The sequence below is a fragment of the uncultured Pseudoramibacter sp. genome (assembly GCF_903789625.1).
GTDB lineage: Bacteria > Bacillota > Clostridia > Eubacteriales > Eubacteriaceae > Pseudoramibacter > Pseudoramibacter fermentans.
In genome coordinates this window covers 1-20,143 of sequence record NZ_CAIFFF010000002.1, presented here as the reverse complement: position 1 = coordinate 20,143, position 20,143 = coordinate 1, and the positions used below count along the sequence as shown (strand labels likewise).

Here is a 20,143-nt window from a genome sequence, read left to right as displayed (position 1 = left end):
AGTAAAATTAATACGTAAATTAAAGCAGAGGCATTAAAGCTTCTCACCTTGTTTCGCAAAATGCGAACGGGTTATATTGCGATAAAGATGCTTTATGTGCAGGTGCTTTAGTTTGCCTGCACATTTTTTATTTTATAATATGGGGGTGTATTACAATAGCAAGAGATGTTCAACATGAAATCAATGAAATGATTCGCGATCGTGAAATCAGAGTAATCGATGCTGATGGTGAAATGATTGGAATCATGAAACCGGCTGAAGCGCGGAAACTGGCAGAAGAAGCCGGTCTTGACTTAGTTAAAGTATCTCCGCACGCTAAGCCGCCTGTTTGTAAAATTCTGGATTATGGTAAATTCCGCTATGAAGAAATCCGTAAACAGAAAGAAGCAAAGAAGAAGCAGAAATCGATGACCGTCAAGGAAATCAGAATGTCGGTCCGTGTTGAAGAACATGACATTCAGGTTAAAGCGAGAAATGCTGAAAAATTTCTTCAACAAGGTCACCGTGTTAAACTGACCATTCGATTCAGAGGAAGAGAAATGATTTACACCAATCAGGGACGACAAGTGCTCTTAGACTTTGCAAATCGTTTGAAGGACTACGGAACAGTTACAAAAAGTCCTAAATTAGAAGGTCGGAACATGTCTATCTTTTTGTCTCCAAAGGGCAGTAAAGACAACAAATAATTATATATATTAAATTTAGGAGGACAATTATGCCAAAGATGAAGTCACATCGCGGATCTGCGAAACGTTTTAAAATTAAAAAATCAGGAGTTATCAAGAGATCGAAGGCGTATAAAAGCCACATTTTAAATAAAAAATCACCTAAGCGCAAAAGAAATCTTAGAAAAGCAGGCTATTTAGTACCAAGCAATGCTAAAAACGTTAAGAAAATGCTGTTAAAGTAAGAAATTTATTTTAGATAAACAATTAGGAGGAAAAAATGGCCAGAGTAAAAAAAGGCGTTAATGCTCATAAAAAACATAAAAAGATTTTAAAACTTGCAAAGGGTTATTATGGCGCAAAAAGCAAATTGTACCGCCCTGCGAATGAAGCTGTTATGCGTGCGCTCCGTTCTGCGTACAGCGGACGTAAACAGAAGAAACGCGACTACCGCAAGTTATGGATTACAAGAATCAATGCTGCTGCTCACATGAATGGCTTAAGCTACAGCCGTATGATTCATGGCTTGAAAGTGGCTAATGTCGAAATTGACCGCAAAATTCTTGCTGATCTCGCGATGAATGACGCTGAATCATTTGCAAAATTAGCTGATTTAGCAAAAGAAAATTTATAATATAATCGTATTAATTAAATTTCCGAAGGAAAGCCAGTGGTTATTCAATCTAAACAAAACCGCAAAATTAAGCAAATTCGAAAACTCTTTTCACACAAGGGAAGAGAGTCAGAAAAATGCTTTGTTTTTGAAGGAAAAAAGCTTTTTGAAGAAGCGTTAAAAAGTGCGGTGCCACTTGTAGGCATACTAGTTGCGCGTCGATTTATGGATACAAATCGTCACCAGCTAGATGCCATTTCATCGGAAATTCCTGTGGAAGTGGTTGAAAACCACATTTATAATCAATTATCACGCCAAAAGCATCCAGAGGGAATCCTTTGCATTGCGAAATATTTTGACGCCCAAATCGATTTAAAACGATCACAACACCTTTTATTATTAGACGAATTGGCTGATCCGGGAAATTTAGGGACTATTATTCGTACTGCGGATGGTGTTGGCTTTGATGGTATCATTTGTTCGGATCAAACTGTTGATTTTTATAATGATAAAGTTATACGGGCGACAATGGGATCTTTTTTTCACATTCCCATTTATAAAACAGATCAATTTGAAGCGTTCATTCGAAAATTAAAACAAAACAATTTTTTTGTTTGTGCCACTTCATTAGATGGAAATTTATCTCAAGAATCGCCGATGCCGCATCATTCTAAAAATGCGTTAATTTTGGGCAATGAATCTCATGGCGTTCGTCCACAGATCCAAGCAATTTGTAATTTTTCATGGAAGCTGCCTATATATGGCAAGGCAGAATCCTTAAATGTTGCTGTGGCGGCAGGTATCATGATGTACTTGACGGTAATAGGTGACAAGAAGTAGAATAACAATTAATAGCGATGACAAAGCAAATAGCATGAACCACTGTTCAAGAGAGAAGCAATTCATGGCTGAAAGATTGCGGACATGTTGATGTGAAATTTCACTTTTGAGCTTTTTAGATGAAATCAGTATTCTAAAACGTTTTCTGTTGCGTTAAACAGTTGAGAGATCTTATTTATTAAGATAAAAAAGGTGGTACCGCGGAAAATTTCGTCCTTGATTTCAAGGACTTTTTTTTATGGTGAAAATTAAGGAGTAAAAAATGAATAAAGATCAGCTTGATCAAATCAAAAATGAATTTAAAGAAAAAATTAGCCATATTGAAGATATAAAGGAATTAGAAGAGCTTCGCGTTCAATTTCTAGGTAAAAAGGGAGCAATTACTCAATTTATGAAAGGAATGGGTAAGCTTTCAAAAGAAGAGCGCCCAATCGTTGGTAAAAAAGCCAATGAAGTAAGAAAAGAAATTCAAGACAACCTTGACAGCGTAAAGGGACATATCGAATCTAAAGTATTGGAAGCGCGTCTGGAACGCGAAAAAATCGATGTGACTTTACCTGGTAAGCCATGTAAATGCGGAGCACACCATCCATTAAATATTGTCACAGAAGAATTGGAAGACATCTTTTTAGGCATGGGGTTTTCGATTGTCAGTGGTCCTGAAATAGAATGGGTTAAATACAATTTTGATGATTTAAATATGCCGAAGGATCATTCTTCAAGAGACAAGCAGGAGTCCTTCTATTATCGAGATGATATGGTATTAAGAACGCAAACCTCGCCGGTTCAAGTCCGGACGATGTTATCTCAAAAACCGCCGCTTCGTATTATTTCGCCGGGCCGTGTTTACCGATCAGATGAAATTGACGCAACGCATTCACCGGTATTCCATCAAATGGAAGGCTTGGTGATCGACAAAGGTATTGCGATGTCTGATTTGAAGGGAACCATGGACCTTTTTGCTAAAAAACTTTTTGGCAACAAGACAAAAACAAAATTCAGACCGCATCAATTTTATTTTACTGAACCTAGTGCGGAAATGGATGTTACTTGCTTTAAATGCGGAGGAAAAGGATGTCCTGTCTGCGACAACTCGGGATGGGTTGAATTGCTGGGTTGCGGAATGGTTCATCCGAATGTGTTACGTGCTTGTGGGATTGATCCGGAAGAATATAGCGGTTTTGCTTTCGGGCTTGGTTTGGACCGTATCGCATTGACGAAATATGGTATTTCAGATCTTCGTCTGCTGTTTGAAAATGATACGCGTTTTCTTTCGCAGTTTAAATAAAGGAGGAAATAGATGTTAGCTTCTTTCAATTGGTTAAAAGAATTTGTGAAAATTGACCAGGATGTTAAGACATTTGGTGATACATTAACCATGGCAGGGACAAAGGTCGAAACGATCACACCCGTCAATGAAAAAGTCAGAGGAATCGTAACGGGAAAAATCACGAAAATTGAAAAACATCCCAATGCAGATCGGCTTCGCGTATGTACAGTAGAATTTGGCGAAGATAAAACACTTCCAATTATCACAAATGCCCAGAACGTGTACGAAGGGGCTGTTGTTCCCGTTGCTCTTGACGGTGCAATTATCGACACAGGAACACAGATCAATGCCTCCGAAATGAGAGGGGTTCGATCTGAAGGGATGATGTGCTCCGTTAAGGAAATGGGTTTAGACACATCCTTGTTTAATAAGGAGGCGACACAGCAAGTTTATATTTTTCCAGAAGGAACGGAAAGTGGACTTGATGTTCGAGAATTATTTTGGGTCGACGACCATATCATAGATATTGAGTTAACAGCAAACCGTGGAGATTGCCAGTCGATTTATGGTATCGCAAAGGAAGCTGCTGCTGCCTTGGATCAGCCGATCAAACCGATTGAATTATATCAATCAACAGAAAAAGATTCAGAAATAGAAAATTATCTGAAAGTGTCAGTTAAGGATTCTAATTGCAAGAGATATACAGCCAAGGTCTTTAAGGTCAACAAAATAGAACCGTCACCAATTTGGATGCAGCGGAAGTTGTTAAATTCAGGAGTTCGCCCGATCAACAATATCGTCGATGTAACAAATTACGTCATGATCGAATTGGGTCAGCCGCTTCACGCATTTGATTATGATCATATTGGTACAAAGGAAATCGTGGTGAATCGCGTCGATGATCCGACCTTCACGACCCTTGACGGAGAAGAACGAAAAATTGATAATCAGATGATGATGATTACCAATGGTGAAAAGCCCATTGCGATAGCTGGCATTATGGGTGGTTTAAATTCTGAAATTACAGATCAAACGCAGTACATGGTTTTAGAATCTGCATTTTTTGACAAAACAAGCATCCGTACGACATCGAGAAAATTGGGACTTCGTACAGAAGCGTCGGCACGTTATGAAAAGGGCTCATATGCCGAATTGTGTGAAACAGCATCACTAAGGGCAGCGTATTTGTTGGAAAAAATCGGTGCGTGCACGGCAATTTCTGGGATGATTGACGTTTATCCGAATCCTGAAGAAAATTATCAAATTAAAGTCAACTGCGATTGGATTAATCGCTATTTAGGGATTCAAATCAGCGAAGACGAAATCGTTTCGATCCTTAAACGTCTTTTCCTTAGCGTCGATGTCTTAGACGGCCAAACCCTGATGATTACTGTGCCAAATGAAAGACAGGATTTGCGAATCCGAGAAGACATTGCCGAAGAAGTCGCAAGAATTTACGGATACGATAAAATTCCGAATACATTAATGCAGGGGAGCACTTTAATTGGGCAGAAAACCGCCGCTCAAAAATATCAACAGCATGTCGAAAATTTCCTGATTGGTGCAGGCTATTATCAGACGATGACAACATCCTTCACTTCACCTAGAATGATTGAGGCAATGAGACTTGAAGGCAGTGAAAATCCAATCAAAATTGTTAATCCGCTGGGGGAAGATACGTCTATTATGCGTTTCACATTGGCCGGACAACAGCTCGAGCTGATTGCGATGAATCACAGCCGCAAAAATCCTTCAGGTCAGTTTTTTGAAATTGCAGCGACTTATCATGAAAATGAAAATAAAGAGGAACTGCCGATTCAAAGAAATCATTTAGTGCTCTCAATGTATAACGCTGGGGATTTTTATACGCTGAAGGGCGTTCTGGAAGCATTACTTAGAAATCAAGATGTGCGGTTTGAAATGGGCGGGCGCGATTTATTCCACCCAGGTCGCAAAGCGATCATCACAGTCAATGGCGAACAGATCGGCGATTTCGGAGAAATTCATCCAGTCGTTGCAAAACAGTTATCCTTACCGAAACGTGTTTATCTGGCTGAATTAGATTTTGATAAGATGACGGAATTAAACGCTGGGCACACTGTAAAATACAAAAATCTTCCTAAATATCCGGCTTCACAGCGAGATCTTGCAGTCGTCATCGATAACAATATTCCGGCGATTAAAGTAAGGGATATTATCCGTGCACATCGCGGTGGTATCATTGAAAGTATCAAACTTTTTGACGTTTATCGCGGGGAACAAATTCCGAAAAATAAAAAGAGCTTAGCTTATTCGATTACTTTCCGTCATTCGGATCGAACACTTAAAGATCAGGAAATTAATGAAGTGATGGACGCGATTGTTTCTGAACTGCAGACAAAATTAAACGCGCAGTTAAGAGATGAATAATCTTGAAATTGGATTGTTGGCCATTTCCTGTTTAAAGGGATTTGGCCAACAGCGATTAAATCGCTTGGTTAAAACAGCCAATAAGCACATTCAACAACATCAGTTTTTGAATCATGAGCTTAGTTATTTTGATTTAATTCAAATCGGGATCGAATCCAATCAGTTTACAGGAATGCTGCCGATTTCTTTTTTTATGGAAGGTTATCGGAAAGCTGAAAAAATTGTCGAACAGTGTGAGAAGGAGAATGTGTGCATTATTACACCGTTTTCGAACTTATTCCCGAGACGCCTTAAAATGAACAATTATTTTGAGAAAGATATGGGTGAATATCCAGTTATTTTATATTATCTTGGAGATTTATCCGTATTAAATCAAAAAAAATGCGCGGCTGTGATTGGAACACGCCACCCAACTAAAATAGGATACCAATCAAATATGGAGATCGCAGAAAAGATTGCTGAAAAAAATGTGACGGTTGTCAGTGGACTGGCAATTGGATGCGATCAAGCAGCTCACCTTGGATGTTTGAAAGTGGGAGGGAAGACTGCGGCCTTTTTGCCCAGTCCAGTCAATGAGGTACTTCCGATCTCTAATCGCAAACTCGCTGAAAGAATTGTGGAAGCAGGAGGATGCCTTCTTTCAGAATATCCGCCAAGTGAAAAAGATTTTCTCGTGCAGAATTACTGTTATGTTCAAAGAGATCGTCTTCAGGCGATGGCATCAGATGCTGTGATTACTTCAGAGTTTGACAGGAATAGTGGAACTGTTCATACATTGCGTTATGCACAAAAATATCACAAACCCATTTACGCATTAAAAGAAATCGCGCAATCTGAGCAATTTGCATTAGATTTTTTACATAACGAGAAAATTGACATTCAATTATTTTCTGAGCCTAAGCAGTTGGAAAATGAACTTGAAAAAATAAAATAAAGCCTTCAAATTTAATAGTCAAATTTGAAGGCTTTATTTTTAAAAATTTATGCTAATGCAGCAGTAACTAACGCCATTTTGTAAACTTCGTCTTCGGTACATCCTCTGGACAAGTCGTTAATTGGTGCGTTAAGTCCCTGCAGAACAGGACCAATGGCTTCAAATCCACCTAAACGAGAGGCAATTTTGTATCCCATATTGCCCGCTTCGATTAATGGGAAGATAAAGACATTCGCCTGACCGGCAACCTTGGAGTCTGGGCATTTTGTCTTTGCAACTTCAGGAGAGACTGCAGCATCAAATTGAAGTTCGCCATCGATCGCAATGTCTGGTGCCATTTTCTGAGCTTCAATAGTAGCATCGTGTGATAACTGAACAGTGCCACCTTTACCTGAGCCGTATGTTGAGAATGAAAGGAAAGCAACCTTAGGATCAATGCCGAAGATTTTAGCTGTTTTTGCGGATTCGACACCGACTTCAGCTAATTGCTTTGCTGCACTGAGTGTCACGTTGCCTTCTTTATCGACGCGATCTTTGTAATCGATATTGATTGCGCAGTCCGAGAAGACGAGACGTTCTTTTTCATCGTTTCTCATCAAAATAAATGAAGAGCTGACGAGGTGAGCATCTGGTTTTGTTTTAATGAGCTGTAATGCTGGACGAACGGTATCAGCTGTAGAATAGGTCGCACCGCCGAGCAGGCAATCCGCTTTTCCCATTTTTACGAGCATTGTTCCAAAATAATTGGTGTGGGTCAGCGCTTCTCTGACCTGTTCTTCAGTCATTTTACCTTTACGCAGTTCAAGCATCGCGTTGACCATTTCATCCATATCTTCTTTTGGATAAGTCGCCGGATCGATAAATTCAGCGTCATTGATGTGATCGTATTCTTCGCTGCGAGTCGCCTTGAATACGGACATGGTGTCGCCCAGTAAAATAACTTTTAATGTTTTATCTTTTAATAATTGATTGGCCGCATGAAGAATTCTTGGATCATCGCCTTCAGGAAAGACGATGGTTTTTGGATTCGCCTTAAGCTGTTCTTTAAAGCCTTCAAAAATTGATGCCATAGGTATAGAACCTCCCTTTAATTTGCAAATTTTTCTTTTTATATTATACCGCACTTTTTATGTATGAGACATCATATTCTTGTCTTTTAAGTAAAAATTTACGAATAATAGTATGTACTTATAAACATGGTGCTTAAAACCTTAGTTTTTTTTTAATTGATTTGTAATTTTGCCCATAATCCGTTAAACTTAATTAATATAGAATTTTAGAGTATAGGATAAAGGAGTGTGAAAGTTTGAAGCGTTTGATAGCGTTCATCCTGTCCGCAGCGATCATTTGTACACCAATTTCCGCCTTGGCGGCGCCGACTCAACAGGATGTCGAACAATCAAAACAGGAACTGGCTCAAACAACTCAAAAATTAAAAGACATTCAATCTCAAATCGATAAAGCGAACGAAGAATTGACCATTAACCAAGCGCTGCTGCCTCAGCGGGAAGCGGAATATAAGGCAGCAAAGAAGTTGATGGGCAAACGCGTTCGTGCGATGTATATGATGGGACAGACATCTGCGCTTGAGTATATTTTCTCGGCAAAAAGTTTTTCTCAGATGTTAAGCAATGTGGCCAGTATCCGCTATGTATACGCGAGTGATAATCAAATTGTAGAGAAAGCAGACACTGCAAAGAAGGAACTTGAAGAATCGACGAAATCGATTCAGGAAAATCAAAAAAAGCTGCAGCAGCAGAAGGAAGAAATCACAAAGCTCCAACAGACGCAGCAGGGAAAGCTCACAAAACAGTTATCAGAGCTCTCCGCTCAAGCAAGCAGTGCAGGGACGTTTTCCGTACCAGCAGATGTCAGTTCAATTGCGGCATCCAATTCCCCAAAAGTTGAAAAATTCATTCAGATTATGGTTGCTTTGTGTAATGACAACAGCCATGGTTACTCACAAGCAAACCGTTGGGGCCCAGATTTCGACTGTTCATCTTCAATTATTTATTCACTGAGAATGGCGGGCTTTTCAATTAATGCGAATTCAACGCATGATCTTGGAGCGGCTTTGCAAAGTGCGGGTTGGGTACGTGTTAGTTCACCACAACGCGGCGATATTATGCTTGATCCGTCCAGTCATGTTGAGTTATCGTTAGGAGGCGGTACATCCGCAGGATTCCATACTAACAGAGGTCATCCAGAAACTGGGGACCAGACAGGTACGGAAGCAAGTGTTGGAACAAGCTGGCGTTCGTATCCGCAATATTGGCGTTACGCAGGTCAATAAAAGTTCATTCGAATGATGGCAGTGCAGTATTCAGAGGATGTTGTTCTCTGGGTACTGCACTTTTTTGTTTGGTTGAGCGAGGCGATTTGATATAATAATCTTAAACAAATTAAGTGAGGAATATATGAAACAATACAAAGGAATCATTTTTGATATGGATGGTGTCCTGCTAGATTCGGAACGTTTGTACAAGCGTATTGAAGCTGACATGTATCATGCGGCTGGTATCCACCCAACGAAAAATGAGATCGCGAAAAGTATGGGACGTGGCTGTGAAAATTGGTGGAAATATTTGAAAGATACTTATCATTTAGATATTGACCCAGCAGCGCAGGCAGAATATGAAAGCCGACGTTATTTTGATTTGCTAGATGTGCCAGAGGAAAGGCCGGCGGTTTTTCCAGGAGTCCAAGAATGTTTTGAAGCTTGCCATAACGCAGGTATCCATTTATCGATCGCTTCGGGATCAAAACGATATCTTGTCGAAAAGGTGATTGATCTTTTAAAGATCAGAATGTATATTGATGGATTCGTTACATCAGAAGACGTAAAAGCGGGAAAACCCGATCCTGAAATTATGAAAACTGCTGCATCGATTATGGGTGTTCGCCCTGAGGATTGTCTGGTCATTGACGACGCAACTAATGGCATGGTTGCCGGAAAGAAAGCCGGCACTGATGCATGGCTATTTGCCAGCGCGGATGCTGCATTAGTTGACGCCTCTGAGGCGGATGCTGTTGTGCAATCTCATTGGGAAATAATGGAACGTCTCAACCTTTCCAAATGAAAAATCCTGAAAAAAATTATCAATATTATTATGAAAAAATAAGCGGACCTTTTCGAAAACATCCCAATTCGGTTAAGGTGCTTAAGAAGGTTAACAGAGGACTGACAATCGTTCCATTTGTGATGTATCCGCTTTTGCTTGTTTTTCTTTGGATGCAGAAGGATTCGATTTTTTGGCGAATTTTATTTTTTCCTGCTGTGAGTTTTATACTTTTAAGCTTATTTCGAAGGGGCATTAATCGTGCAAGACCCTATCAGACGTGGGAAATTGATCCATTAATTGTGAAAGAGAAAAAAGGCTGTTCGATGCCGAGTCGACATGTATTTTCTTCCGTGGTGATTGCGATGGCGTTCGTAAAGGTTTTTCCAATTTTAGGGATGCTTCTCTTGATTATCAGTTTTTTGACAGGGCTTATTCGAATTGTCGGCGGTGTACATTACCCTTCTGATGTGCTTGTCGGCGCGGCATGCGGCCTAGCAGTCGGATTATTCATATAAAAAAATAGAGAGGAAGTTTAATTATGGCAGAACAGAAATGGATAAAAATCAAGGATAAGCTGCCGGAACAGCAGCAAGTTTGTTTAGTTAGCATTATGCACCAGTCTTCGCAGAAAAATTTTACACACGTCTCCGATCGTGAAGTGGCGTTGGCTGTTTATATTCCACCTTATCAAACAAATGGTGCATTTATTTTCTTGACCCATTCCAATAGCAAAGATATGGATAATGTAATTTTTAATAATGGACAAGTCGTTGAGTCAGATGGCACCATTTCATCTCAAATTACGGCATGGATGCCTTTACCAGAACCTGATACAGACTGATGCAAGAGGAACAGGACAAACAAAATCAGAACATGATTACACTTTCTGTTCGCGACTTTGTTGAATTCGCTTATCAACACGGCAGTATCGACACGCGATTTGGAGGAGCCAGCCGCGCTCGAGAAGGTGCGGTGATTCACCGCAGGCTTCAAAAAAGCATGGGTCCTTCTTATCAGGCAGAAGTTACACTAAAATATCAAAGAATTTTTCAAAATCATATTTTTAATCTGTGGGGGCGTGCAGATGGTGTTGTTTTTCGAAATGGCATTCCTGTTTTAGTTGATGAGATCAAAACGACCACGCGCAATGTAATGATGATTTCGGAGAATGACTACCCGGAGTATTTCGCTCAAGCGAGGACCTATGCATGGATGCTGTGCAGTGAGAATCGATTGAAAGAAATCGAAGTACAGCTGACTTTTTACCAGGTTCCCAGTGGCACGATTCGTCAAATTAAAGAGAAGGATTCATTTAAAAGTTTATGTGAATATGTCGACAAGATGTTTCAAGACTGGTCGAAATGCATCAATTTGCGGGATCAATTAACGATTCAGAGGAATAACAGTATCCGAAACATGCCCTTTCCTTTTGAAGGATGGAGAAAGGGACAGCATCAAATTGCCAGCGCGGTATATCGAACAATTGAAAAAAAAGGAAAGCTCATTTGCCAGGCACCTACGGGAATCGGTAAAACAATGGGTATTTTAATTGGAACGCTGCACGCTTTGGCTCGCGGAAATGGCAATCGAATCTATTATGCAACAGCTAGAACAACCGGCGCAGAGGCAGTAGAAAAGGCGCTGACATGCTTGCAAGAAAGAAGCGGATTATCCCTTCGATATGTGACTTTTGTCGCTAAAGATAAAATTTGTTTAAAAGAAACCAGAAAGTGCAATCCTGATGATTGCCAGTATGCAGATCATTTTTACGATCGCGTTAAACCGGCAGTGTATGAATTACTGCGCGCAGAGCAGAAATTTGATAGCCAAAAACTCATTACTGCCTCAAAAAAATACTGTTTATGCCCGTTTGAACTTTCTTTGTATTTGGGGCAATGGTGTGATGTGATTATTGGAGATTATAATTACATTTACGATCCGGTCATTGCATTGCAAGATCTAAGTGAAAACGAAAATGGAGTTAAGACTATTTTGCTGGTGGATGAAGCCCATCACCTTGTGGAGAGAGTTCGGGATATGTACAGTAATCATCTAATCTGTAAAAAAAACTTTATGGAAATTAGAAAAAATACTCGGCAGATTAATGGGTTTTATAAAGCCTTGACAGCAGTAATTGACTATCTTGAGCATGCGCGTGTTGTTTTGACGGATCGTAATGAGCTGTGGCGCGTTGAGAAAAAATTTCCCCATGAGTTATTACAACATCTTAGAAAAGTGGCGCAGGCAGGGGATATGATGATTTCTCAATTGACGCAGCAGAGAAAATCAATCGATGAGAAGGTCTTGGATTTTTATTTTGAAATCCGCCGCATTTTAGTAATATGCGATAGCTATGGAGAGGAAAGTCGAACGTCTTTTGCTGTATCTGATGATCATAGCGATATTCACATTGGTATTCATTGCTTAGATCCAGCCTCGGCGATATTTGACAGCACACAGATGTGTCAATCCGTCATCTATTTTTCTGCAACTTTATCTCCATTGGTTTATTTCAAGCGTTTTTTGGGCGGAACTCAGATGTCCTTGGTTAATTTAGATTCACCTTACAACGCCGATCATTTTTTAGTTTTGACAGCGGACCAAATTTCGACACGATATAAATACCGGCAGCAGACATTTAAACAGATTTCTGAAATGCTGATTGCCTTTGTTCAAGGACATAAAGGCAATTATTTATTTTACTTTCCTTCCTACGCCTATATGAATTTGGTTTATCAAGATTTTATTGGAAAAGCCAAACGAGAACCGTTAAATATTATTCGTCAAAATCAGGAGATGTCTCCAGAAGAAAAAGAAGCCTATCTAGATCAATTCCAGCAAGAACAAAAAAAGAGTTTAGTTGGTTTTGCAATTTTGGGCAGCTCCTTTGGTGAGAGTATAGATTTAGCCGGTGAATCCTTAATCGGCGTTGCCATTATCGGGGTGGGGCTTCCGATGATTAGTCGAGAAAATGATATGCTGCGGGATTATTTTCAAAATCAAAATCATCAAGGCTACAATTACGCGTACATGTATCCAGGATTTTCTAAAGTGCTTCAGGCGATGGGACGCGTCATTCGAACAGAGGCGGATCGCGGCGTTGCGCTTCTAATTGACGATCGCTATAAAGAGAGACGATATCAAGAATTGTTTCCTAAATACATTAATACACCGGAACGCGTTTGGAATATTTCGGAGCTTCAAGAAAAGCTGGATGCATTTTGGGGAAAACATTGAATTGGATTATTGCTGGATTTTGGCGTTTTTATCTCATTTGTTTAGAATGATTAAGTATAGATCGTTTAATTGTTAAGATTAAAATGACAGAGAATTGGTTTTATGCTAAAATAGCAAGAATAGTTTGACGTTGAAAGAAGGGATATTATTGAATTTTGACGAGATTATTTCGGCAGTAAATAATTTTGTGTGGGGCCCTGTAATGCTAACTTTGTTAGTTGGAACAGGCGTGTTTTTAACCATCCGATTGAAATTTTTACCGTGGCGGAATTTGGGATATGCGATTAAGTCCGTTTTTTCGAGACCAGAGTATCTAGATGGGTCCAACGGCGACATTACACCTTTTCAATCTTTGATGACAGCGTTAGCGGCGACAATTGGGACAGGTAATATTGTTGGCGTCGCGACTGCAATGGTTTTGGGTGGCCCAGGTGCGTTAGTATGGATGTGGATTGCTGCTATTTTTGGATTATCCACCAAATACAGCGAGTCGGTTTTGGCCGTAAAATATCGAGTTAAAAAGGCCAATGGGCAAATGGCAGGCGGTCCAATGTACGCATTGGAACAGGGATTTCCACAAAAGCAGATTGGCAAGATTTTGGCTGTTTTATTTGCACTCTTTGCTTCGTTAGCGTCTTTTGGGATTGGTAATATGACACAATCCAACTCTATTTCTGACGCAATACTGAGCACGTTTAATGTCCCAAACTGGATTACCGGTTTAATTATCTTAGTACTGGTTTTTATTGTGTTAGTCGGCGGCATTCAAAGTATCGGACGCGTATGCGGAACGATCGTGCCAATTATGGGCGTTTTTTATTTTCTGGCTGGTATTGTCGTTATTATTATTAATCATGCCAATTTGCTTCCGGGAATTGAAAAAATCTTTCAAATGGCCTTTTCTACGCGGGCAGCTGCTGGCGGTGCGGGAGGCATGATTATTGCACAGGCACTTCGCTACGGTGTTGCACGAGGTGTTTTTTCTAATGAAGCCGGATTAGGTTCAGCGCCAATTGCGGCTGCTGCTGCCAAAACAGACCACCCTTCACGTCAAGGATACATCAATATGACGGGTACTTTTTTTGATACGATTATTATTTGTTCCGTTACAGGACTTGTTATCGCATCATCTGGCACACTGGGACAACTGGACGCACAGGGAAATCCAATTACGGGTGTGCGGCTGACCATTGCTGCTTTTTCCAGTGCATTAGGACACTTCGGTGCATTGATTGTTACAATTGGAATTGCATTATTTGCTTTTTCAACAATACTTGGATGGGAATATTACGGGGAAAAATCCTTTGAATATTTAATTGACCATCCTATTGCAACAAAAGTTTACCGCATTATTTATTCACTTATCACTTATGTGGGCGCAACAACAGCATTGCAGACGGTTTGGAACATTTCCGACACGATGAATGGTTTGATGGCGATCCCGAATTTGATTTGTTTACTGGTCTTATCTGGTAAAGTAGCAGAGGAATGCTTTGATTTCCAGAAAAAATATCGGTTTAAAAAATAAAGTAAAAAACTTGACGCTAAAGAATAAGTATGATATCTTAATCACGTTATGAAGCCGCTCACTTATGGTTTAAACAAACGTGTACCTATAGTGGCGAGACTGGTATGAGGAGGAATTTTCATGTACGCAATTATTAAAACAGGTGGCAAACAATATCGCGTTGCCAAAGATGATGTGATCGAAATCGAAAAGTTGAAGAACGTTTCAGTCAACGATGAAATTTCGTTCGATGATGTATTAGCCGTTGGCGAAGGTGCTGATCTTTCAATTGGAACACCGATTGTAGAAGGTGCGACTGTCAAAGGTGAAGTGCTGGAACTTTGCAAAAGCCCAAAGGTGATTGTATATAAATACAAAGCCAAAAAAGACTATCGCCGCAAACAAGGCCATCGTCAGCCTTTCATGAAAGTTAAAATCACAACGATCGAAAAATAATGATTCAAGTCCGCATCACTTATCACGATGGAGCCATTACACATATTGATGTAACAGGCCATAGTGGATATGAAGATAGTGGAAAGGATATTGTTTGTGCTGGTGTTTCTGTTCTGACGATTGCATTGATCAACGGGATGACTGAAGTTTTGCAGTACTCTGAAAATGAGATCGTAGAAAGATACGAATCAGGCGCAACAAGCATTTGTGTGCCGCAATCTATAGCTGAAAATGAGCAGGAACGGCAAAGTAATTTAAAAACATTGCTTCAGACCTATCTCATTAATATTCAGTTAATCGCAGAAACGTACAGTGATTTTGTAAATATCATCGAAGTTGATGAAACTTGTTGACTTAAAAATTGGAGGTAATGATCATGTTAAAAATGGATTTACAGCTTTTTGCTCATAAAAAAGGGGTTGGGAGTTCAAAGAACGGCCGCGATTCCGAATCTAAACGTTTAGGCGTTAAAAAAGGTGACGGCGCTCACGTTTTAGCAGGTAATATTTTGGTCCGTCAGCGTGGGACAAAAATTCATCCGGGTAAAAACGTTGGAAAAGGCGGAGACGATACGCTTTTTGCTACAATTGACGGTGTTGTCGCTTTTGAACGTTTAGGGCGTGATAAGAAACAGTGCTCTGTTTATCCGCGTAATTTAGCTGAATAATTAAGTCAAGTGAGAGCTGTCGCAGCGTCCTGCGGCAGCTTTTATTCATATTTAAAGAAATTTATTAATTCTGGGAGTATTTATGATCGATCAAGTTCAAATTTATGTAAAAGGCGGACGAGGCGGTCACGGAGGAATGACTTTTCACCGTGCAAAATATATTCCAAAGGGCGGACCCGACGGCGGAAACGGCGGAAAAGGCGGTTCTGTTATCATTCAGGCGAGTTACGGTATGCGTACGCTCGCGCCATTTAAATACAAGAAAAAATTTCAGGCGACAGATGGCGGTGACGGCGCGTCCAGCAAAAGCTCAGGAAAAAATGGCGGCGATGTGATTGTAAAAGTACCGGTTGGTACAATTGTCAAGGATCGGACTACCGGAGAAGTACTGGCTGATCTTTGCGAAGATGGCCAGACGGTTGTCGCCGCTCAAGGCGGACGAGGTGGTTTGGGTAATTATAACTTTACAACGTCGACACGCCAATCACCACGATTTGCTCAGGGTGGATCAAAGGGCGAAGAACGCACGCTGCTGCTTGAATTAAAGTTGATCGCGGATGTCGGATTGCTTGGATTTCCAAATGTCGGAAAATCGACATTTTTGTCTGTGGTGACGAAGGCTAACCCCAAAATTGGCAACTATCCGTTCACAACGATAGATCCCAATTTAGGCGTCGTGGAGTGGAAAAATTTCGATTCATTCGTCATTGCTGATGTTCCAGGTATCATTGAAGGAGCCAGTGAAGGTGTTGGATTAGGGCTTCGTTTTCTGCGCCATATTGAACGGACTAAGCTCTTTTTACATTTTTTGGATGTTTCAGAAACAGCCTTGTTAAGCGGTGAGGACCCGATCAATTGCTTTGAGAAAATTAATAATGAATTGAAGCAATATAATCCTAAAATGTTGGATAAACCGCAAATTGTCGTATTATCTAAAGCTGATATGGCAGATCAAAATGTTCTTGAAGAGGTTACACAGAAACTTAAAGAGAAAAATTATCCAGTTTTTGCTATTTCTTCGGTAACGAACAAGGGCGTTGATGAATTATTGGGATATACAATTACCAAACTCAAAGAAATCCCGGATCAAAAATCTTCGCTGTTAGATCAAGAAACCGCTTCCGAATCGTCGAATCGAGTATATTCTTTAAAGAGAAGAAAACCAGATTTTTCGATCGAAGTGCAGCACAGAGGTGATGAAAAAGTCTTTGTTGTAACAGGAGATTTCGATCAGCTGATTCACTCAGTGAATTTCGACGACCTGACGTCAACGCGTTATTTCCAAAAACGATTAAAGGATGCAGGCGTTTTTGTTGCGCTTGAAAAAGAAGGCATTCAAGAAGAAGATATCGTCTCAATTGAAGGAATAGAATTTGAATATTTCATTTAATAAAAAATTATGTTAACAAGCAAACAAAGAAATTATTTAAGAAAATTAGCCGTTTCGGAGAATCCTGTTATTTACATCGGAAAAGGTGGTATTGACAGGGAGATTACGAATCAGTCCCATAAGGCAATCGTGGCTAGAGAGTTGATTAAAGGAAAAGTTCAGCAAAATGCACCGATTGATGCGAGAACGGCAGCTGAAGAACTGGCTTCACAATTGAAAGCGGATGTTGTCACGGTGTTAGGCAATACTTTTGTCCTATTTAAGAGAAATCCTCAGCATATACGAATCGAACTGCCGACAAGGAAGAATGAATTAAAATAAAATGAGTGGAAAAATTGGGATTTTTGGAGGCAGTTTTAATCCAATTCATATTGGACACCTCCATCTGGCCGAATCTGCAAGAATTCAGTTTGGATTAGAACGGGTTATTTTCATTCCAACTGGAGCTAATCCTTTTAAATTTAAAACTGTGCCCACAAATGATACTTCAGAACGCAAAAACCGATATGAAATGGTTACTTTGGCTATCGCGTCAAATCCTTTTTTTGAAGTATCACCGATTGAAATTAATCGTACTGGAAAAACTTATACAATTGACACGATCCAAAGAATCAGGAAACAATATCCTGATTATGAACTATTCTTTATCGCGGGCGCCGATATTGTTTTCAATCTCACAAAATGGCGGAGAATTGATGAGCTGTTTAAGCAAACAGCTTTTATTGTGGCGGAACGGCCAGGTTATCCCACTTTTAAATTAAGATGGACAATATTAAGGTTAAGGAAGCATTACCAGGCGAGGATTTACCCTATGATGTTATCTGGAATGGATATTACTTCAACTGATATCAGAAAGAGAATTCGGGAGGGAAAATCCGTTCGCTATTTAATTCCAGATGATGTTAATGCCTATATTCAGTCCAAAAAATTATATCAATAAATAGGAAGTTATATTGAAAAAAGGAAAAAATCAGTTTGAGCAAATTAAGGCTGAACTAAAAAAAGTATTAAAACCGCATCGTTTCAACCATACACTCGGCGTCGTTAAATCAGCATCAAAATTGGCAAAACAAAACGCTATTGATGCCCGTCAGGCTGAGCTGGCCGCTTTGCTGCACGACTGTGCTAAGAATTTTTCTAATCAAGAAATGCTTCAAGTCGCGAAAGATGAAAAAATAGCATTAGATCCAATTATGATATTGGAACCGCAATTATTACACGGGCCAGTGGGTGCTGTAGTGGCTAAGAAAAAATATCATGTCAAAGATCCTGAAATTTTGTCAGCTGTTGCCTGTCACACGACAGGAAAAAGCGGGATGAGTACGTTAGACAAAATTATTTATTTAGCTGATTTTATTGAACCGGGAAGAGATTATCCTGGTGTAGAGCATCTGCGCAAAACGAGTTACGAAAAAGATTTGGATACGGCCTGTCGGGAAGCTTTTGATAATACCATATCATATGTCATGAGCATTGGCGGCCTGATCCATCCTAGGACGATTGAAGCGCGAAATTATATGATTATTGAAGATAAGTATCAGTTAGATCAAGAATAATAGGAATTAAAATGAGTGAAAATAAAATTTTTGAGATAGAACCGGCGGAATTTGTTGAATATGTGCAAAAATGGATTGACGACCGACTGGGGATGGACACGAAAGTGATCGATGTTCGCGGCCGATCGTCTTTAGCGGATTTTATTGTAATTACCAGTGGGAATAACGTTCGCCAGGTTAATGCCATTAGTCAAAACATTCAAGATAATGCATCTAAGATGGGGGTAGAACCTAAAAATGTCGAGGGCGAACGCGAATCGCGTTGGATTCTCCTGGATTATTACGATGTGATTATCCATGTTTTTTCTCAGGAAGAACGTGAATTTTACGATTTGGAACGTTTATGGCAGGATGATATGCGGCCGTCAAATCAGAAATAATTAGAAAGGACAGATTAATGCAGATAGGGATTATCGGTTTACCTAACGTAGGAAAAAGTACAATTTTTAACGCGATCACAAAGGCTGGAGCTGAATCGGCTAATTATCCATTTTGCACCATTGATCCAAATGTTGGGATGGTGGCAGTTCCTGACCATAGATTGGACGTATTGGGAAAAATGTATGATACGAAAAAAATTGTGCCGACTACCATTGAATTTGTGGATATTGCGGGTTTAGTTAAAGGCGCCAGCCGCGGCGAAGGCTTAGGTAATAAGTTTCTTGCGAATATTCGTGAAGTTGATGCGGTTGCTCATGTTGTCCGCTGTTTTGAAAATGAAAATATTGTACACGTTGAAGGGAAAATTGATCCAGTTGATGATGTAGAAACCATTAATCTCGAATTAATTTTTGCTGACTTGGAAATGATCGATCGCAGAATTGATAAAACGACACGAGCGGCAAAGGGATCTAAAGAAGCTAAAAGGCAACTGGAAATTCTGCAGCGTGTTAAGGCGTCGCTGGAAGCACAGAAAAAACCTGATCCGTCAGATTATTCTGAAGATGAATGGAAGTGGGTGTCTAGTCTTCAAATGATCTGCACGAAGCCAATTTTTTATATTGCCAATGTATCAGAAGATGACTTGTCCGAAGACAACGACTATGTAAAAAAGCTTCGCGACTATGTGGCACCTGCGGAAGTCGTAAAAATTTCGGCCAAGATAGAAGAAGAAATTTCTACTTTAGAAGATGATGAAAAACAAGAATTCCTCGAAGCGATGGGGATGGATTCATCAGGTTTAGACCGCGTTATTTCCGTTGCGTATCGTTTGTTAGGGCTGATATCATTTTTAACAGCTGGTCCTGATGAATGCCGAGCTTGGACTATTACAAAAGGAACAAAAGCGCCTCAGGCGGCTGGAAAAGTTCACACCGATATGGAACGAGGATTTATTAAAGCGGAAATTACGAGCTATGACGATTTAATCGAAGCGGGCAGCGAGGCAAAAGCAAGAGAATTGGGATTGACACGAACAGAAGGTAAAGATTATGTCATGAAGGATGGCGATGTGACCTTCTTTAAATTTAATGTTTAATCAATCAAAAAGGGCGTGTGAAAAAACAAAAATTTTTCACACGCCTTTATTTTTTGGGGG

General features: G+C 39.9%; 23 protein-coding genes and 2 other annotated features. Of the genes, 22 read left to right on the top strand and 1 reads right to left on the bottom strand.

What is annotated here, in order from left to right:
• The first annotated feature begins 16 nt into the window (after positions 1–16).
• Positions 17–134: a sequence feature (ribosomal protein L20 leader region), on the top strand.
• From infC to QZX60_RS01305, 7 genes are all read left to right on the top strand, one after another.
• On the top strand, positions 135–686 hold the full coding sequence (gene infC / locus QZX60_RS01335) for a translation initiation factor IF-3 (protein WP_295360938.1): 552 nt from the start codon (positions 135–137) through the stop codon (positions 684–686).
• A gap of 29 nt (positions 687–715) precedes the next feature.
• Complete coding sequence (gene rpmI / locus QZX60_RS01330) at positions 716–910, top strand: 50S ribosomal protein L35 (protein WP_295360546.1); 195 nt, start codon at positions 716–718, stop codon at positions 908–910.
• Between the two features lie 35 nt (positions 911–945).
• On the top strand, positions 946–1,299 hold the full coding sequence (gene rplT / locus QZX60_RS01325; protein ID WP_154576239.1) for a 50S ribosomal protein L20: 354 nt from the start codon (positions 946–948) through the stop codon (positions 1,297–1,299).
• 36 nt (positions 1,300–1,335) lie between these two features.
• Positions 1,336–2,118 (top strand): RNA methyltransferase, encoded by a 783-nt coding sequence (locus tag QZX60_RS01320; protein ID WP_295360543.1) that lies wholly within the window; start codon positions 1,336–1,338, stop codon positions 2,116–2,118.
• Positions 2,119–2,126: 8 nt separating this feature from the next.
• Positions 2,127–2,339 (top strand) — a binding site (T-box leader).
• Positions 2,340–2,380: 41 nt separating this feature from the next.
• Positions 2,381–3,406, top strand: a complete 1,026-nt coding sequence (gene pheS, locus QZX60_RS01315; RefSeq protein ID WP_295360542.1) for a phenylalanine--tRNA ligase subunit alpha — start codon at positions 2,381–2,383, stop codon at positions 3,404–3,406.
• A gap of 12 nt (positions 3,407–3,418) precedes the next feature.
• Positions 3,419–5,797, top strand: a complete 2,379-nt coding sequence (gene pheT / locus QZX60_RS01310) for a phenylalanine--tRNA ligase subunit beta (protein ID WP_295360541.1) — start codon at positions 3,419–3,421, stop codon at positions 5,795–5,797.
• Positions 5,790–6,731 (top strand): DNA-processing protein DprA, encoded by a 942-nt coding sequence (locus QZX60_RS01305; protein ID WP_295360540.1) that lies wholly within the window; start codon positions 5,790–5,792, stop codon positions 6,729–6,731. The genes pheT and QZX60_RS01305 overlap by 8 nt, the downstream gene beginning before the upstream one ends.
• Positions 6,732–6,778: 47 nt before the next feature.
• Here the strand turns inward: QZX60_RS01305 and pta are convergent, their stop codons facing one another.
• The gene (pta, locus tag QZX60_RS01300) at positions 6,779–7,801 is read right to left on the bottom strand and encodes a phosphate acetyltransferase (protein WP_295360536.1); all 1,023 of its coding nucleotides are present in this window, start codon (positions 7,799–7,801) and stop codon (positions 6,779–6,781) included.
• 236 nt (positions 7,802–8,037) lie between these two features.
• On the opposite strand from pta, the gene QZX60_RS01295 reads away from it, so the two are divergent.
• From QZX60_RS01295 to ychF, 15 genes are all read left to right on the top strand, one after another.
• Positions 8,038–9,024, top strand: a complete 987-nt coding sequence (locus tag QZX60_RS01295; RefSeq protein ID WP_295360535.1) for a peptidoglycan amidohydrolase family protein — start codon at positions 8,038–8,040, stop codon at positions 9,022–9,024.
• Between the two features lie 124 nt (positions 9,025–9,148).
• Entirely contained in the window at positions 9,149–9,811 is a 663-nt protein-coding gene (locus tag QZX60_RS01290) for an HAD family phosphatase (protein ID WP_295360534.1), read from the top strand.
• Positions 9,808–10,308: a phosphatase PAP2 family protein gene (locus QZX60_RS01285; RefSeq protein WP_295360533.1), complete on the top strand. Its 501-nt coding sequence runs from the start codon at positions 9,808–9,810 to the stop codon at positions 10,306–10,308. Before QZX60_RS01290 ends, QZX60_RS01285 begins: the two co-directional genes overlap by 4 nt.
• A gap of 23 nt (positions 10,309–10,331) precedes the next feature.
• On the top strand, positions 10,332–10,634 hold the full coding sequence (locus QZX60_RS01280; protein ID WP_295360532.1) for a DUF551 domain-containing protein: 303 nt from the start codon (positions 10,332–10,334) through the stop codon (positions 10,632–10,634).
• Entirely contained in the window at positions 10,634–13,030 is a 2,397-nt protein-coding gene (locus QZX60_RS01275) for an ATP-dependent DNA helicase (RefSeq protein ID WP_295360530.1), read from the top strand. The genes QZX60_RS01280 and QZX60_RS01275 overlap by 1 nt, the downstream gene beginning before the upstream one ends.
• Before the next feature lie 124 nt (positions 13,031–13,154).
• The gene (locus tag QZX60_RS01270) at positions 13,155–14,558 is read left to right on the top strand and encodes a sodium:alanine symporter family protein (protein ID WP_363174705.1); all 1,404 of its coding nucleotides are present in this window, start codon (positions 13,155–13,157) and stop codon (positions 14,556–14,558) included.
• A gap of 120 nt (positions 14,559–14,678) precedes the next feature.
• A complete protein-coding gene (gene rplU, locus QZX60_RS01265; RefSeq protein WP_295360528.1) occupies positions 14,679–14,993 on the top strand; it encodes a 50S ribosomal protein L21 in 315 nt (104 codons plus the stop codon).
• Positions 14,993–15,346 (top strand): ribosomal-processing cysteine protease Prp, encoded by a 354-nt coding sequence (locus tag QZX60_RS01260; RefSeq protein WP_295360526.1) that lies wholly within the window; start codon positions 14,993–14,995, stop codon positions 15,344–15,346. The genes rplU and QZX60_RS01260 overlap by 1 nt, the downstream gene beginning before the upstream one ends.
• Before the next feature lie 23 nt (positions 15,347–15,369).
• A complete protein-coding gene (gene rpmA / locus QZX60_RS01255; RefSeq protein WP_295360525.1) occupies positions 15,370–15,660 on the top strand; it encodes a 50S ribosomal protein L27 in 291 nt (96 codons plus the stop codon).
• A gap of 82 nt (positions 15,661–15,742) precedes the next feature.
• Complete coding sequence (gene obgE / locus QZX60_RS01250) at positions 15,743–17,050, top strand: GTPase ObgE (protein ID WP_295360523.1); 1,308 nt, start codon at positions 15,743–15,745, stop codon at positions 17,048–17,050.
• Between the two features lie 9 nt (positions 17,051–17,059).
• Entirely contained in the window at positions 17,060–17,371 is a 312-nt protein-coding gene (locus QZX60_RS01245) for a YhbY family RNA-binding protein (protein WP_295360521.1), read from the top strand.
• A 1-nt stretch (position 17,372) separates the two neighbouring features.
• Entirely contained in the window at positions 17,373–17,990 is a 618-nt protein-coding gene (nadD, locus tag QZX60_RS01240) for a nicotinate-nucleotide adenylyltransferase (RefSeq protein ID WP_295360519.1), read from the top strand.
• Positions 17,991–18,003: 13 nt separating this feature from the next.
• Positions 18,004–18,606: a bis(5'-nucleosyl)-tetraphosphatase (symmetrical) YqeK gene (yqeK, locus tag QZX60_RS01235; RefSeq protein ID WP_295360517.1), complete on the top strand. Its 603-nt coding sequence runs from the start codon at positions 18,004–18,006 to the stop codon at positions 18,604–18,606.
• Positions 18,607–18,617: 11 nt separating this feature from the next.
• The gene (gene rsfS, locus QZX60_RS01230) at positions 18,618–18,986 is read left to right on the top strand and encodes a ribosome silencing factor (RefSeq protein WP_295360515.1); all 369 of its coding nucleotides are present in this window, start codon (positions 18,618–18,620) and stop codon (positions 18,984–18,986) included.
• A gap of 17 nt (positions 18,987–19,003) precedes the next feature.
• Positions 19,004–20,083, top strand: a complete 1,080-nt coding sequence (gene ychF, locus QZX60_RS01225; RefSeq protein WP_295360513.1) for a redox-regulated ATPase YchF — start codon at positions 19,004–19,006, stop codon at positions 20,081–20,083.
• The last annotated feature ends 60 nt before the right edge of the window (positions 20,084–20,143 follow it).

Excerpts from the sequence above, each read along its gene's own strand:
- rpmI (WP_295360546.1), top strand. The coding sequence starts at position 716 with ATGCCAAAGATGAAGTCACATCGCGGATCTGCGAAACGTTTTAAAATT.
- rplT (WP_154576239.1), top strand. The coding sequence starts at position 946 with ATGGCCAGAGTAAAAAAAGGCGTTAATGCTCATAAAAAACATAAAAAG.
- pheS (WP_295360542.1), top strand. The coding sequence starts at position 2,381 with ATGAATAAAGATCAGCTTGATCAAATCAAAAATGAATTTAAAGAAAAA.
- pheT (WP_295360541.1), top strand. The coding sequence starts at position 3,419 with ATGTTAGCTTCTTTCAATTGGTTAAAAGAATTTGTGAAAATTGACCAG.
- QZX60_RS01305 (WP_295360540.1), top strand. The coding sequence starts at position 5,790 with ATGAATAATCTTGAAATTGGATTGTTGGCCATTTCCTGTTTAAAGGGA.
- pta (WP_295360536.1), bottom strand. The coding sequence starts at position 7,801 with ATGGCATCAATTTTTGAAGGCTTTAAAGAACAGCTTAAGGCGAATCCA.
- QZX60_RS01290 (WP_295360534.1), top strand. The coding sequence starts at position 9,149 with ATGAAACAATACAAAGGAATCATTTTTGATATGGATGGTGTCCTGCTA.
- QZX60_RS01285 (WP_295360533.1), top strand. The coding sequence starts at position 9,808 with ATGAAAAATCCTGAAAAAAATTATCAATATTATTATGAAAAAATAAGC.
- QZX60_RS01280 (WP_295360532.1), top strand. The coding sequence starts at position 10,332 with ATGGCAGAACAGAAATGGATAAAAATCAAGGATAAGCTGCCGGAACAG.
- QZX60_RS01275 (WP_295360530.1), top strand. The coding sequence starts at position 10,634 with ATGCAAGAGGAACAGGACAAACAAAATCAGAACATGATTACACTTTCT.
- rplU (WP_295360528.1), top strand. The coding sequence starts at position 14,679 with ATGTACGCAATTATTAAAACAGGTGGCAAACAATATCGCGTTGCCAAA.
- QZX60_RS01260 (WP_295360526.1), top strand. The coding sequence starts at position 14,993 with ATGATTCAAGTCCGCATCACTTATCACGATGGAGCCATTACACATATT.
- rpmA (WP_295360525.1), top strand. The coding sequence starts at position 15,370 with ATGTTAAAAATGGATTTACAGCTTTTTGCTCATAAAAAAGGGGTTGGG.
- obgE (WP_295360523.1), top strand. The coding sequence starts at position 15,743 with ATGATCGATCAAGTTCAAATTTATGTAAAAGGCGGACGAGGCGGTCAC.
- QZX60_RS01245 (WP_295360521.1), top strand. The coding sequence starts at position 17,060 with ATGTTAACAAGCAAACAAAGAAATTATTTAAGAAAATTAGCCGTTTCG.
- nadD (WP_295360519.1), top strand. The coding sequence starts at position 17,373 with ATGAGTGGAAAAATTGGGATTTTTGGAGGCAGTTTTAATCCAATTCAT.
- rsfS (WP_295360515.1), top strand. The coding sequence starts at position 18,618 with ATGAGTGAAAATAAAATTTTTGAGATAGAACCGGCGGAATTTGTTGAA.
- ychF (WP_295360513.1), top strand. The coding sequence starts at position 19,004 with ATGCAGATAGGGATTATCGGTTTACCTAACGTAGGAAAAAGTACAATT.